12 protein-coding genes are annotated in these 14,223 nt (G+C 44.5%); 3 read left to right on the top strand and 9 right to left on the bottom strand.

All coding sequences use genetic code 11. The annotated features are described in order from the left end of the window. Nucleotides 1-522: 522 nt before the first annotated feature. From A3738_RS15820 to folX, 3 genes are all read right to left on the bottom strand, one after another. Nucleotides 523-2,745, bottom strand: a complete 2,223-nt coding sequence (locus tag A3738_RS15820) for an NADP-dependent isocitrate dehydrogenase (RefSeq protein ID WP_068480716.1) — start codon at nucleotides 2,743-2,745, stop codon at nucleotides 523-525. A gap of 298 nt (nucleotides 2,746-3,043) precedes the next feature. Then, a complete protein-coding gene (locus tag A3738_RS15815) occupies nucleotides 3,044-3,679 on the bottom strand; it encodes a hypothetical protein (protein WP_068480713.1) in 636 nt (211 codons plus the stop codon). Then, nucleotides 3,672-4,058: a dihydroneopterin triphosphate 2'-epimerase gene (folX, locus tag A3738_RS15810; protein ID WP_068474961.1), complete on the bottom strand. Its 387-nt coding sequence runs from the start codon at nucleotides 4,056-4,058 to the stop codon at nucleotides 3,672-3,674. The genes A3738_RS15815 and folX overlap by 8 nt, the downstream gene beginning before the upstream one ends. 129 nt (nucleotides 4,059-4,187) lie before the next feature. On the opposite strand from folX, the gene A3738_RS15805 reads away from it, so the two are divergent. From A3738_RS15805 to A3738_RS15795, 3 genes are all read left to right on the top strand, one after another. Further along, the gene (locus A3738_RS15805) at nucleotides 4,188-5,294 is read left to right on the top strand and encodes an efflux RND transporter periplasmic adaptor subunit (RefSeq protein WP_068480710.1); all 1,107 of its coding nucleotides are present in this window, start codon (nucleotides 4,188-4,190) and stop codon (nucleotides 5,292-5,294) included. Beyond that, nucleotides 5,291-8,449 carry an efflux RND transporter permease subunit gene (locus tag A3738_RS15800; protein WP_068480707.1) on the top strand — a complete coding sequence of 1,053 codons (3,159 nt, stop codon included), beginning with the start codon at nucleotides 5,291-5,293 and terminating at the stop codon, nucleotides 8,447-8,449. Before A3738_RS15805 ends, A3738_RS15800 begins: the two co-directional genes overlap by 4 nt. A 121-nt stretch (nucleotides 8,450-8,570) precedes the next feature. After that, on the top strand, nucleotides 8,571-9,554 hold the full coding sequence (locus A3738_RS15795; RefSeq protein ID WP_068480704.1) for a DUF523 and DUF1722 domain-containing protein: 984 nt from the start codon (nucleotides 8,571-8,573) through the stop codon (nucleotides 9,552-9,554). Here A3738_RS15795 and A3738_RS15790 read toward each other — a convergent pair. From A3738_RS15790 to A3738_RS15765, 6 genes are all read right to left on the bottom strand, one after another. Continuing rightward, nucleotides 9,549-9,932, bottom strand: a complete 384-nt coding sequence (locus tag A3738_RS15790; protein WP_068473620.1) for a DUF4345 family protein — start codon at nucleotides 9,930-9,932, stop codon at nucleotides 9,549-9,551. The genes A3738_RS15795 and A3738_RS15790 overlap by 6 nt on opposite strands. 34 nt (nucleotides 9,933-9,966) lie before the next feature. Next, nucleotides 9,967-10,740 carry a hypothetical protein gene (locus A3738_RS15785; protein WP_068480701.1) on the bottom strand — a complete coding sequence of 258 codons (774 nt, stop codon included), beginning with the start codon at nucleotides 10,738-10,740 and terminating at the stop codon, nucleotides 9,967-9,969. A 78-nt stretch (nucleotides 10,741-10,818) separates the two neighbouring features. Beyond that, nucleotides 10,819-11,367 (bottom strand): DUF2878 domain-containing protein, encoded by a 549-nt coding sequence (locus tag A3738_RS15780; RefSeq protein WP_068480698.1) that lies wholly within the window; start codon nucleotides 11,365-11,367, stop codon nucleotides 10,819-10,821. Between the two features lie 11 nt (nucleotides 11,368-11,378). Continuing rightward, a complete protein-coding gene (locus A3738_RS15775; protein WP_068480695.1) occupies nucleotides 11,379-12,632 on the bottom strand; it encodes a cyclopropane-fatty-acyl-phospholipid synthase family protein in 1,254 nt (417 codons plus the stop codon). Nucleotides 12,633-12,647: 15 nt separating this feature from the next. Next, nucleotides 12,648-13,532: a DUF1365 domain-containing protein gene (locus tag A3738_RS15770; RefSeq protein WP_197472564.1), complete on the bottom strand. Its 885-nt coding sequence runs from the start codon at nucleotides 13,530-13,532 to the stop codon at nucleotides 12,648-12,650. Then, nucleotides 13,532-14,223 (bottom strand): NAD(P)/FAD-dependent oxidoreductase (locus A3738_RS15765; RefSeq protein WP_197473883.1); only part of this gene is annotated, 692 nt, incomplete at its 5' end. The genes A3738_RS15770 and A3738_RS15765, both read right to left, overlap by 1 nt.

Raw genomic sequence — 14,223 nt, 5'->3', positions numbered from 1 at the left:
TGCTGTGATTTGCATGGGAGTTATAGTCAAGAACACTGCGCTAAACAAAAAAGAGAAGACTGATCGCTATTCTAAAAATTTCAGGCAAAAAAAAGCGGCCAGTCCCCGGGCCGCCATAATCTTCCATGAAAAAAGTTCCTTTCATTCAAAACCTTCTCTCGAAAGGCCTGACAATTTCCAGCTAGTCGCACTGTGCTGTTTAACTGTCAAAGGAAACGTAGCAGAATGCTTGCCAACTCTAGAAAGTTTAAAAAATCAATTTATAAACAACAACTTAAGGGGATAACAAAAATAGAGTAGAATGCGTTGCAGTAGATAATGCCCAACAAGTGATCAAGGCGCACCAGCTTGAAACACACATAAGACTGTTCTCTCACTACTTTCACATGAAACGCAAACCTCGAAGTAGAGAACACTATAAAGTTAATCCCAGCTCTAATTTTCAGGTAAAAAAAAGCCAGTACATTTCTGTACTGGCTTTTCGTATTAGACTCACCTCAAATGAATGAAGCGTCTTAACGCTTATTTGAACTCATCAAAAATTGCATTCAAGGTCTCACTTGGGCGCATCGCTTTTGAAGCCAATTCGAAGTCAGGGTTGTAGTAACCGCCAATCTCGATTTCTTGACCCTGAACATCAAGTAGTTCTTGCACAATCTTGGCTTCGTCTGCGCGAAGCTGCTCTGCGAGCTTAGTGAATTTCGCTTTCAACTCAGCGTCATCGTCTTGCGCTGCCAAGGCTTCTGCCCAGTACAGAGCAAGATAGAAATGACTGCCACGGTTATCGATCTCACCCGCCTTACGAGAAGGTGATTTGTTCTCATCAAGGAAGACTTCAGTCGCTTTATCAAGCGTACTTGCAAGCACTTTCGCGCGAGGGTTATCCGTTTTGTCACTCAAATCTTCGAGTGATACCGCAATCGCTAAAAACTCACCTAACGAATCCCAACGCAAATGGTTTTCTTCATTGAATTGCTGAACGTGCTTCGGCGCAGAACCACCAGCACCTGTTTCAAACAAACCCCCACCAGCCATCAATGGCACGATAGAGAGCATTTTTGCACTTGTACCTAATTCAAGAATTGGGAACAAATCCGTTAGATAATCACGTAATACGTTACCAGTCACTGAGATCGTGTCTTTACCGCGAATCAGACGCTCCATGGTTAAGCGAATCGCTTGGTCTGGCGAAAGGATACGGATGTCGAGACCTTCAGTATCATGTTCCTTCAGGTACATTTCGACTTTAGAGATCATCGATGCATCATGTGGACGCTCTGGGTCTAACCAGAATACTGCAGGCATACCGCTAGCACGTGCACGAGTAACGGCTAATTTCACCCAATCTTGGATTGGAAGATCTTTTGTCTGGCACATACGCCAAATATCACCCTTCTCAACATCGTGAGAAAGCAAGACATTGCCCGCATCATCAATAACACGAATAGTTCCATCTGCTTCAAGCTCAAATGTCTTATCGTGCGAACCATATTCTTCTGCTTTTTGAGCCATCAAACCAACGTTTGGAACCGTGCCCATAGTCACTGGATCAAAGTTATCGTGATGCTTACAGAAGTTGATAATTTCTTGGTAAATAGTCGCGTAGGTACTCTCTGGAATCACCGCTTTGGTATCTTTTAACTTACCATCGGTGCCCCACATCTTACCGCCGATACGGATCATTGCGGGCATAGAAGCATCAACGATCACGTCGCTAGGAACGTGTAAGTTTGAAATACCCTTGTCTGAATCAACCATAGCGAGTTCAGGACGATCTTCGTAACACTTACGAATATCTTCTTCAATTTCAGAACGCTGCGAATATGGAAGAGACTGAATTTTCTGGTGAACATTGCTTAAACCATTGTTCGCGTTCACACCGAGCTTTTCAAAGGTTTCTGCGTGCTTTTCAAAGACTTCTTTAAAATATACTTTTACAGCATGGCCAAAGACGATCGGGTGAGAGACTTTCATCATGGTCGCTTTTACGTGCAACGAGAACAAAATGTTAGCGCGTTTCGCACCTTCCATTTCGGCTTCGAAGAAATCGCATAGCGCTCTCACACTCATAAACATGCCATCGATGACTTCGCCGTCAAGCAGCGCTAGATTCTCTTTGAGATTTTTCTTTTGACCATCTTTGGTTTCAAGCTCAATGCGAACATTACAAGCTTTATCAATAATCGTAGACTTCTCGTTATGGTAAAAGTCGTTATCCCACATGTGCGCTACGTGCGTGCGTGACGCCTGGCTCCACTTACCCATTGAGTGAGGATTTTTGCGTGCATACGCTTTAACCGCTTTTGGCGCTCTTCGATCAGAGTTCCCCTCACGTAATACAGGGTTTACCGCGCTTCCAAGCACTTTTGCATAACGTGCTTGAATGTCATTTTCTTCATCAGAACTTGGTTCGTCTGGGTATGCAGGTAAATCAAAACCTTGAGATTGAAGCTCCGCAATAGCTGCTTTTAGCTGAGGAATAGACGCGCTCACATTTGGAAGCTTAATGATGTTTGCTTCTTTCTTAAGTGTTAGTTCGCCCAACTCTTTCAACGCATCTGGAACGCGTTGCTCTTCTTTTAAGTTCTCTGGGAAAGCTGCAAGGATTCGAGCAGCAAGTGAGATATCACTTGATTCGACACTGACATCTGCAGCAGAAGTAAAGGCATTTAGAATAGGTAGGAGCGAGTAGGTAGCAAGCGCCGGCGCTTCATCGGTTTTGGTATAGATAATTTTATTAGACATGCATTCCCCAAATTGTATCGGTAGAAAAAACCAGTTCAGGCATCGGACAACTTTTGATCGTCGCGCCCTTAGGCAAAAATTGACCGCGTATTCTACAGAAATATATTGAAAATAACTATCAATTCACACATAGCGTACAAAATTTAGGCCACTAGTGTAGTTCAAGTTTTTTGCATTTTGATGAAAATAAGCAAGATAAAAAGCTGCTTTTAACTTAGTGATAAGAAGATATCGCTTTATATAGTACCTAGCGCGCTAGGTTGCTTTGCATTTAAGGCATAACACAAGCCAAGACCTATTATTTGAAGGCGCCTTCTTCAATCAACAGATTTAAAAGTCCGGCTGCTGAGGCTTCAAGCGCCCGAATTTCGTCACGCTTAGTCACCGTCTTGCGATAATTATCAATTTCACCAACACCGGCGTAAATTCTCACCCAGCCGGTATTCGAGATAAATTCACCGATCGCGGTACTATCGTCGACATACTCTGTGTAGAGTCCGGCTGTAATCACAATACAATGCGCACCTTTCGCTGGAACAATCCCCAACGTTAGCACTGAAGTAGAGTAGGTAAAGTTGTCGCGAAAGGATTCCATGCCATGAACACATGCTCCGCCGTCCGGCAATGCTTGCTGGATATCGAGAACAAAATCCGCCTCGTCTTCGTCCACCAAGTTGAAGCCATAATAACGAACCACGTCTTGAATCAGATTCAACACTTCAGCGCTTCGATGATGCAATTCAAATAGACGACCACTGTCTTGCAAAGCCGTTTGGATCTCCGCCCCAGTGACAGCTATATTGATGTAGGACAAATCAGAACGGTCAACCTCTTTCATGACATCATGAACATTTGAGGTCGTTGTAGAGCATCCAGAAATAACGGTAAGACTCAAAATAAAAAGAAGCTGAAGTAAACGAGTAATGTTAGACATGTTGAGTCGCACTTAGAGTAACAGAAACAGAATCAGCAAAACGCAAGGCATGTGGCTTTTCGACCTTTACCTGAGCTATTTGTACATTCGCGTGAGCCATAATGATATCAAGAATATCTGAACATAGCTTTTCGAGAAGTTTGAAATGTCCCTTTTCGACAAGATTAATCACGGCTTTGGTAATGACTTTATAATCTAACGCGTCATGATGGTCATCACTATAACAGGCCGTATGCGCGGGATAATCAATCCAAAGATTAATCACCACATCTTGTTGCTTTATGAGCTCTTCTTGATTGAAACCGATAAAGGTTCGGAGCCGTAAATTCTCAACGTGAATACGTGCTAACTGAAGTGCCACAAAGGTCTCGTTTTTCATTATTAAAGGCACAACTTAACACCAATAAAAGGAAAGACCAATTGGATTAGTTGACCATTTGCGTCAGACTAGACCGCTTTCGTATCACGCACTCTTCCCTTAATACAATAAACTAGCTCTAGGATAACAATGAATCGTTCTGTACTTATTGCACTTGGCCTCAGCATCGCAGTTCTAGGTTGGCTTTTTTCTGGCTCATCGAATCAGCCAGCTACGCAAGTTAATGAATTCGCATCTGAAGAACAAACAACACCAAAAGAATTATTTAAAGTCACGGTTCGTCCAATGGTTGCCGAAACTGTTGCCGATATTATTACCCTACAAGGCGACATCGAACCGGCTCGTGCGATCACTGTGAAAGCTGAAACTCATGGCAGCATTACCAACATTGGCGTCGAGAGCGGAACGCGTGTTCAGCAAAATCAAGTCATGCTCAATATCGACATTTCAGATCGACAAGCGCGCCTCGAACAAGCCCAAGCAGAACTAAAGCTACGTGAAGCAGAGCTAAAAGCAGCGCAACAGTTAAAACAACGAAAACTCGTTTCAGGAAATCAACTCGAACAAGCCTTAGCAAATCTTGCAGCAGCCAAATCATCGGTAGAGCAAATAACCGTTGAACTTGGCCATACGCGCATTCGCGCGGCATTTGAGGGCATCGCTAACTATCGCCATGTGGAGTTAGGTGATTATGTTCAAGCCGGCGACCCACTCATCGACTTGATTGACGACCAGCATATTAAAATCATAGCGCGTGTACCTCAACAACATGTTTCCAAGATTAAGCTTGGACAAACTGTCAACGCTGACCTTTTAGACGGAACAACAATTGAAGGGCAACTTTCATACATCTCAAGCCAAGCGGACCCAGCAACACGAACATTTAGAATCGAAGCGACTGCACAGTCAAAGAGCAACCCTCGTCTTGGCCAAAGTGCGCGCGTTCGACTACAGCTCGGAGACATTCTTGCGCACAAAGTCTCATCATCAATTTTGAGCTTAGCTGCTGATGGCAGCATTTATGTAAATGCTGTTGATGAGAGCAATCAAGTAGTTCGCTATGTGGTTGAGATTATCAAAAATGATAGCGATGGCGTTTGGTTATCAGGCCTACCAGAAAACCTTAATCTAATCGTTGTCGGACAGGCTTTTGTTGCAAAGGGACAAACGGTCGATATCGCTATTGAAGGACAAATCGAAACCAATGTCGACGCAGACACTGAGGTCGATGCATGATCGCAAAAACCGATTTAAGCGCTGCTAGCTCTCAGGGCGAGCATAAATCTCATGTCGTCGACTGGGCGATTCGTCGTCAACGTGCCGCACTGCTAATTTTGTTCTTCCTGCTCATCGCAGGTATCGCCTCTTACAACTCAATACCTAAAGAGTCTGAGCCAGATATCCCTATTCCATGGATCTACGTATCCATGACCTATGAAGGCATTTCTCCCGAAGATGCAGAGCGATTGCTCGTGCGTCCGATGGAGAAAGAGCTCAAATCAATAGAGGGCGTAAAAGAAATGACCTCTATCGCTGGCGAAGGACACGCTTCTGTCACGCTAGAGTTCGATGCTGGATTTGATGGCGATGCAGCACTAGATGATGTGCGAGAAAAGGTCGATCGAGCTAAATCTAAGCTCCCCGAAGGTAGTGATGAGCCGACAGTAAACGAAATTAACGTCGCACTCTTCCCCGTCATGAGCATTAGTTTAGGGGGCGCGTTACCCGAACGAAACTTGCTTGCAATTGCCCGTGACTTGCGTGACGACATTGAAGCCTTAGGTGGTGTGTTAGAAGTCGATATCGCCGGTGAGCGCGAAGAATTGCTAGAAGTTATTGTCGACCCCCTCATTCTTGAAACTTACAGTATCGATTTTGAAAGCGTGCTGAACGTTGTTTCTCGAAATAATCGTCTTGTCGCGGCAGGCGCCATTGATAATGGTGCTGGACGCCAAGTAATGAAAGTCTCGGGCGTCATCGAAGATCTCGATGACATAATGTCGATGCCCATTAAAGTTGAAGCCGGCACCGTTGTGCCATTCCGCGATGTCGCAAGCATCAAAAGAACCTTCAAAGACCCTAACGGTTTCGCCAGAGTAAATGGTAAGCAAGCACTCACTCTTGAGGTTAAAAAACGCCTCGGCGCAAACATTATTGCTGTTACCGAAGAGATAAAAGCCATTATTGCCGAGAAGGAACAATACTGGCCCGAAACGCTCGAGTACAACGTCATTCTTGACAAGTCTAAAGATATCATCACGATGCTCGAAGACCTTCAAAACAACGTCATTAGTGCCATCATCATGGTGATGATCGTTATTGTTGGCGCACTCGGCTTACGCTCATCAATTCTAGTTGGCCTTGCTATTCCAGCCTCCTTCCTGAGTAGTATTCTGATCATTAATTTTATGGGGCTTACGCTTAATATTGTTGTGCTCTTTAGCTTGATCTTGGTAGTGGGGATGCTAGTCGATGGCGCCATCGTTGTTACGGAATTAGCGTCTCGAAATCAAGAAGCAGGCTTAAGTTCAGACAAAGCATTCTCTAAAGCTTCGCGTCGAATGGCATGGCCCATTATTGCGTCAACAGCAACGACTTTAGCAGTGTTTCTACCTTTGATCGCTTGGCCTGGCGTGGTGGGCGAATTCATGAAATTCTTACCCATTACGGTCATTATTTGTTTGTGTGCGTCTCTCGTGGTCGCCCTACTCTTCTTGCCAGTTCTTGGTGCTTCACTTGGTGGCAGCAAAATAAAAAGCGAAGAAGCACAATCTGATAATCGCTTCACCTTGGCTTATTCAAAAGTCCTAAGAGCACTACTTAAAAGACCGCTCTTAACGCTGTTAGGTAATATCTCTATCGTCGTCGCAATCATGATTGCTTATGGCAGTTTTGGCAAAGGTGTCGAGTTTTTCCCTGACGTAGAACCGGATAACGCAAAAGTTCTGGTATCGGCACGCGGAGATCTCTCAATCTATGAAAAAGATGCGCTGTTGAAGGAGGTTGAACGCAATTTCTTCAATATGCCAGAACTCAAGTCTGTCTATGCGAGATCCTTTAATCGAGCACAAGATCAAATGGCAGAAGACGTCATTGGCTCTGTGGATTTCCAGTTTATTCCATGGGACGAAAGACGCACCGCGAGTGTCATTCTTGCTGAAATGGCTGAAAAAACCAAAGATATTCCTGGTGTAAAACTAGAGTTTCGTAAAGCTGATAACGGCCCTTCAGGCGGTAAAGCGATTCAAATTCAGGTATCAGCAATTTACCCAGAGCATATCGATCAAACGATCGAAATACTGCGCTCGCATATGGCGAAACTAGGTGGCTTCAAAGATATTGAAGATGACCGCGCGCTGCCTGGCATAGAATGGCAAATGGAAGTTAATCGCGAAGGCGCTGCTCGCGCAGGCGCAGATATCGTATTAATTGGTACCGCCATCCAGCTTCTTACTAATGGCGTTAAGGTTGCAGAATATCGTCCAGATGACACTGATGAAGAAGTCGATATCAACATCCGCTTCCCATCTCAGAAACGAACACTAGAAGCTTTGCAGAGCCTTCGTATTCAAACCAATGTGGGAATGGTTCCACTTGGGAACTTTGTACACTTAAAACCTGCTCCAAAAACCGGCACAATCAAACGTGCAGATAGCCGCCGTGCGGTTCTTTTGCAGTCTGAAGTGGAAGAAGGACTTCTGCCGACAGATAAGATCCAAGAACTCTTTGCCTCAATTGAGGGAGAGTCTTTTCAACCTGACGTACGTTTCAAGTTAAAAGGTGAACAGCAAGACCAACAAGAAACAATGACTTTCTTGGGAACCGCTTTCATTCTCGCGATTTTCTTGATGCTTCTAATCTTAGTGATTCAGTTTAATAGCTTCTATCAGAGCTTCTTAGTTCTGAGTGCCATCGTGTTCTCAACCTTCGGTGTACTGCTTGGCTTGCTGATTACCGCGCAACCATTCGGCGTAGTTATGGTAGGACTCGGAATCATCGCACTCGCGGGCATTGTCGTGAATAACAACATTGTATTGATCGACACCTATAACGCTTACATCAAAGACGGTTACCGGCCATTCGATGCGGCTTTGGCAACTGGCGAAATTCGTTTACGCCCAGTATTGCTCACAGCCGGCACCACTATTCTAGGACTAATTCCTATGGTTATGGCAATGAACATCGACTTTATTGGACGCGACATTAGCTTCGGTGCCCCATCGACACAATGGTGGCGTCAATTGTCGAGCGCGATAGCCGGCGGTCTAGGCTTTGCGACTATTCTCACCCTGTTACTCACTCCTGCACTTCTCGTGCTAGGCGCTAATACCAGTGCAAAATGGCGCAAATTCCGTGGCAAACGCGAAGCACCAGCCTTAGCAGAGCAATGAGGTAATCAATAGAAACATGAGTCTGAGCACGCGTTTTCGCAAAGGCTTATGTTTCTCATATTCCAATCCTTTGCTACTTTAGTTGCGTATACAAATTCTCTATTTCAAATTGGAATTTCGAATGCCTGATCAACAAATCTTTCCAGATAAAGAACGTATTTTGATTGGAATTAGTAGCTGTTTGCTTGGAGAAAAGGTTCGTTTCGATACCGGCCACAAACACCACTCATACATCTCTAATACGCTTGGCCAATATTTTACTTTTCGTCCTTTCTGCCCAGAAATGGCTATTGGCCTTGGAACCCCTCGAGAAACGATTCGTCTCGTTGAACGTGAAGATGGTATTCATGCGGTAGGCACAAAGACTGATGATCATGACGTTTCTATCGCGTTACGTGATGTCGCTGAACAGCAGAAAGGTTGGCATAAAGATTTGTGCGGATACATCTTAAAGAAGGACTCACCTAGTTGCGGTATGGAACGCGTTAAGGTCTACAAAGGGAAAAATCCGAAGCAATTGGTACCCGAGCGAATTGGTGCGGGTTTGTATGCGGAAGTTCTGCTGAAGAACTTCCCTAATCTACCTGTAGAAGAAGAAGGCCGATTGGGCGATGCCGTTTTGCGCGAGAACTTTATCAAACGTGTTTATGTCTACCGAGACTGGCAAGACATGATAGAAAGCGGATTAACCATGAAGAAGCTGCTCGAGTTTCATGCCGCCTACAAATACTCTCTCTTAGCTCATGACCAAGACCGAACTCGTGCTCTAGGAACGATGTTAGGTGGCGGCAACAAACAAGAAGTGGAGTCGCTATCTGAATGTTACTTCGTTGAAATGATGCGCATCCTTAAAATACGTGCGACCAGAAAGAATCACGTAAACGTACTGCAGCACCTTCAAGGTTTCCTGAAAAACAACTTGGACAAGGAAGACAAAGCGGAGTTAGTAGATACGATTCTGAAGTATCGAGACGGGATCTTACCCCTGATCGTGCCGATCGTACTATTGAAACATCACTTTAGACGTCATCCGATCGAGTGGATAGATAACTGTATGTACTTAAATGCTCACCCGGGTGAATTGATGTTGTTCAACAGCCTATGAGGCTGCACGCTGATACCGACGAAAAGCCCACCCTAGGCAGACCGCAATGGTGATTTCTAGTGCTGCCAACATCCATGCGCCCGACTGAACGAGCGCATCAGGGTGTACCACAAAACTGAGCACGCGTGCGCACGCCAAACTTACCGAAACAAGCAAGGCCATTAACAGTGCTCCAAACTCCGCCGCTTTTATCGACGCACCAATAAACATTCCCAGCGCAAGACCAATCTGTAATCCACCATAAACGCTCATAAATTCAGATGCAGCAAGACTGGTCGCTAAATCAAAGCCTAAATATTGCGCGGCAGGCTCATACTGAAATAGGCACCACAAACCACTCAACAAATATAAAACACCAATTATTCGTAGCGTTATCATAACTTCTCTCTATTCAGCCTTGTGCTTAGAAAATCTAATTCACGACACTGGTAGGCGTAATATCTAACGCCTCTCGATCTGCAATATGATGCGGTTCTTCATATTCGTACAAAATAATCGCCGAATAATTTGCATCAACTTCAGGGGCGTATATATTCGTTAGCCCTTCGTAACGCAAAAGTCTTTGTGTATCGAGCGAATAATCCAAAACGATAGGGTCCATTAACAAGTTAATGACCCAATTTGAAGGTTGAATCTGCAGACGCACACTGTCACCCGATAGCGACACACGGCTCAATTCAAAACCGACTGTAGAACTTCGGCTCAGAGCCAAGAACTCAAACTCGATAGTTTGACCGGATACCAAGTCATCCCAGTTTTCGATCACCATTCGATCGAAGCCACTATCAACAACCAGTGGCAGCCCCGAATCTGACAAACTAAAACGCGTTCTCTCACCACTACTGTCTAGGAACAGGGCGTCGCGCATCGAAGTCGTTTCATAGCGAATATCGCTATTAAATTGTTCGAATTGAAGATAGGGCTGTAAGGATGAAGCTCCCGAAAAATTAAGCGCTTTCTCGGCAATACGCTGACCTTGCGCTCCCTCATAAATGACTTGCGATTGAACATACTCGCCTTGCTTTGAGAGCTCTACATAATGACGTTCAACGTACAACAGCTCGTTGCTATCAATATCATAAGCTTTGCCGATGAATCTAAGTTGATCTGCAAAAGCCACAGACGTATAGACTGCACCAAGCATCAACAGAAAAAGGAATTTTGTTCTTCGAAATAAAAAAGTCATCTCTATACTCTTCTTATTCAACGTTAGAGATTACGTAGAATCGAAATAGTCGGACTATTTAATATGGAACTACGTCACTTAAACGAAAGCTTGTCGACGCTGATTAAGCATTAATACGACGCACCCAACGGCTAGCCATAGAGCCGCAATAATCGGTAAATGCTCGATCGAAAACGTTAACGCCTCAAGTTTATGTCCCGCGTAATAGGACATTGGCCCACCGATGGCGAAAAAAGCGATCAATAACCAAGGAGAAGTATGTAACCATCGCAAAGACAGAGGGAGGCTCGCTGCAAATCCCACCCACATAAAACACAACCACAATGGCATAGAACCAAGTAGTAAAAAGTTATCTTTAGGGAATGTATATAAACCTAGATCAGCCAAAATGCTGTCAGCGATACAACCAAATAAAATAACGACCGCACAAGCCACATATGTGCTGCGATTTCGAACAACAAAAAAGAAATGTGCAAGCAATACAGCAAGAGGAGCTAGCGCTATCTGCCAGCCCTCTAGAATCGCAGCAAACCAGAGACACTGAAACAACACAGCATTTACAATGACATGCTTTGTTGCATAGTCAGCGCGAACACTGGAACCTTGAGTTGCTGTTATCTCAGCCATATTTGCCTCAATTAAACCACGGCCTCATCTCGAAACTCTGGTTTAGCATAGACTAGATGAGATACACCGATTGAACGTTCCGCAAAACCGCCCTCACAGTAACACAAATAAAACTCCCACATTCGCTGAAATGTCTCACTGTAACCAAGCTCAGTAATCTTTGCCTTCTCTCGCTTACAGGCCTCATTCCAAGCAGATAGCGTTCTTGCGTAGTGTTCTGCGAAATCAAACTGAGAAACCATGCGTAAGTCTGAACTATCTCGCATCGCCTGTGTTAATGCGGTAATAGAAGGAATACAGCTACCAGGAAAAATATAACGCTGAATGAAATCAACATCTTTTCGCGCGCGGTCATAACGTTGATCGGCAATCGTAATTGCCTGAATCAACATCAAACCGGTAGGCTTAAGAAGTCGCGAGCAAGTCTCGTAGTATGTGTTGTAATACTTCCAGCCAACCGCTTCAATCATTTCAATCGATACCAGTTTGTCGAACGTGCCCTCAAGATTTCTGTAGTCTTCAAGCAGAAGCGTTATTTTATCCTCTAAGCCTGCTGCTCTAACTCTTTCACAGGCTAGCGCGTATTGTTCTTTCGATATCGTGGTCGTCGTAACTTTACATCCGTAATGTGTTGCTGCGTAGATCGCAAAGCCGCCCCAACCTGTTCCAATCTCAACAACATGATCTTGCTCACTAAGCTGTAGTTGCTCACAGATCCGTTTTAAGCGGAATTGCTGTGCTTCTTCCAAACTCGATTCTTCAGTTGGGAAAATTGCTGACGAGTACATCATGCTTGGATCTAAAAACGCTTCAAAAAAGTCATTACCCAAATCATAGTGTGAAGCAATGTTACGTTTTGAGCCTTTTTCGGTGTTCTGGTTCATGCGGTGCAAGATTTTCAGAGCAGGCTTAGATAAGGCCGCAAAGCCCCCTTCCATACCATCTAAAATATCCATGTTGCGCACCATCAAGCGCACTAACTTTGCTAAATCTGGCGTCGACCAATCGCCAGTCATATAGCTCTCGGCAGCACCGATACTTCCGCCGGTCATAATATCTACATAACACGACGCGTCGTTCACATGTAATTCGGCAATCAAATCAGCGTTATTGTCGTTTCCGAAACGATAAGTCTGGCCGTTATCGATAATACTCAGTGTTCCAGTATGCAAAGCCTTAAGCTGTGATAACACTGCTTTCTTAGCAATAGACTGGAAGCTAAAACGGCGCCCCTGAGGATAGGCATTAACGTGCTGTGTGTTCATAATAAACTCCCCACCTTAAAGGGCTGAATTCGCATTATTGTTGTGTTGATTATCACTGACAGATTCAGGGTGATCATAAAATGGACTACGTTTGATCCATAACTTCAACGCTTGCCAGTATATGCCAAGCACCACTTTAACTGTCATAAGAGGTTGCTTAAGCAATCGATTGAAACCATGTTCTAAGCCTTCTTTGTGCAAGCCCATCGTGGCATCAAAGTGCTTTTCAACGGAAGCATCGCTTCGTTCTATGGTGTTATCCATATGTACCGACAAACCTTCTCCCGGCGTTTTGAATACCCAGTTATATTCCATGTTCATTGGGTTAAACGGCGAAACATGGAAGGCTTTAGAAAACGAAAATCGGCTGACCGTCTCACGAAGTTGTTCTACTTCAATCACTGCATCATCAAAGGTCTGATAATCTAACTTACCGTCAGCAATCGGGAGGACGTAACTATGACGCTCATCCCATGGCGTATTAGTAATTTCAGCCAATATCGAAGTTAGCTGCTCATTCTCATCAAAGCAGTAGTAAAAGCTAACAGGGTTAAAAATCACCCCGAAATAACGAACGTTCGCAAGTAGGCGAACTGACTGGATAATTGGAGCTTGTCGCTGGTTCAACGTGTAAAAGGCATTTACTTTTCTAATGACACATTGCTTTAAATCGTCATCTTGATGATCAGCACTCTGATTGAAGTAATCGCTACGATCAAAGCTCGCGATACCAAGCTTTCCTAAACGAAAGAACCAGAGTTTTTTGGTTACCTCATCAATCTCGTCTAAATCGAGATACCACATAAACATACTGTACTTAAAAGCATGTGAAATCGGCTCGAACCTACGATGCCGAATGTGGCCATGATATAGGCAACTCTTCAACTCACGCGTTGACATTAGAGATGAATCCCAAAGCGCTCAACGACACGCAAGGCGCTATTCACGCCGTCTTCATGGAAGCCATTCAACCAATACGCACCACAATAGTGAGTACGGTTCACATCGCTAATCTCAGAGTGTCTACCCTGCGCAGCCACCCCGTCTTGAGTAAAGACCGGATGTGCATAGTTATATCGTTCAATCACCTTAGACTCATCTATTTCGTCGCTGCGATTAAGCGTAACGAGATAGGTTTGATCCGCATCGGTAAAGTTCTGAAGAATATTCATGTTGTACGTCACCATAGCGTGCTCAGAGCAACGCTGCGGAATATGGTAGTTCCACGCGGCCCATGCAAGCTTTCGCTTTGGCATCAAAGTGGTATCTGTGTGCAATACCACCTCATTATCTTGATACGGAATCGCACCTAAAATTTCTTCTTCTTGCGGAGTCGGCGACTCAAGCATGCTAAGCGCTTGGTCGCTATGACATGCCAAGATCACTTGATCAAATTCTTCAGCACCGTCTTTTGAATGAATCACGACATTCGACGCATTTCGTTCGATTTTTTTCACCGGCGTGTTTAAACGAATGTTTTGTTCGAAAGGCTTGATAATCTCTTTCACGTACGCGGCCGAGCCTTCAGTAAGCACACGCCATGTAGGACGGTCATCCACGCTTAACATCCCATGGTTGTTAAAGAACTTCA

This window comes from Oleiphilus sp. HI0066 (genome assembly GCF_001635725.1).
Note: the sequence above shows the minus strand (reverse complement) of the source record. Positions and strands in the feature narration are given on the sequence as shown.

Bases quoted from the DNA above. Each gene is read 5' to 3' on its own strand.
- A3738_RS15820 (WP_068480716.1), bottom strand. From the start codon at position 2,745: ATGTCTAATAAAATTATCTATACCAAAACCGATGAAGCGCCGGCGCTT.
- A3738_RS15815 (WP_068480713.1), bottom strand. From the start codon at position 3,679: ATGTCTAACATTACTCGTTTACTTCAGCTTCTTTTTATTTTGAGTCTT.
- folX (WP_068474961.1), bottom strand. From the start codon at position 4,058: ATGAAAAACGAGACCTTTGTGGCACTTCAGTTAGCACGTATTCACGTT.
- A3738_RS15805 (WP_068480710.1), top strand. From the start codon at position 4,188: ATGAATCGTTCTGTACTTATTGCACTTGGCCTCAGCATCGCAGTTCTA.
- A3738_RS15800 (WP_068480707.1), top strand. From the start codon at position 5,291: ATGATCGCAAAAACCGATTTAAGCGCTGCTAGCTCTCAGGGCGAGCAT.
- A3738_RS15795 (WP_068480704.1), top strand. From the start codon at position 8,571: ATGCCTGATCAACAAATCTTTCCAGATAAAGAACGTATTTTGATTGGA.
- A3738_RS15790 (WP_068473620.1), bottom strand. From the start codon at position 9,932: ATGATAACGCTACGAATAATTGGTGTTTTATATTTGTTGAGTGGTTTG.
- A3738_RS15785 (WP_068480701.1), bottom strand. From the start codon at position 10,740: ATGACTTTTTTATTTCGAAGAACAAAATTCCTTTTTCTGTTGATGCTT.
- A3738_RS15780 (WP_068480698.1), bottom strand. From the start codon at position 11,367: ATGGCTGAGATAACAGCAACTCAAGGTTCCAGTGTTCGCGCTGACTAT.
- A3738_RS15775 (WP_068480695.1), bottom strand. From the start codon at position 12,632: ATGAACACACAGCACGTTAATGCCTATCCTCAGGGGCGCCGTTTTAGC.
- A3738_RS15770 (WP_197472564.1), bottom strand. From the start codon at position 13,532: ATGTCAACGCGTGAGTTGAAGAGTTGCCTATATCATGGCCACATTCGG.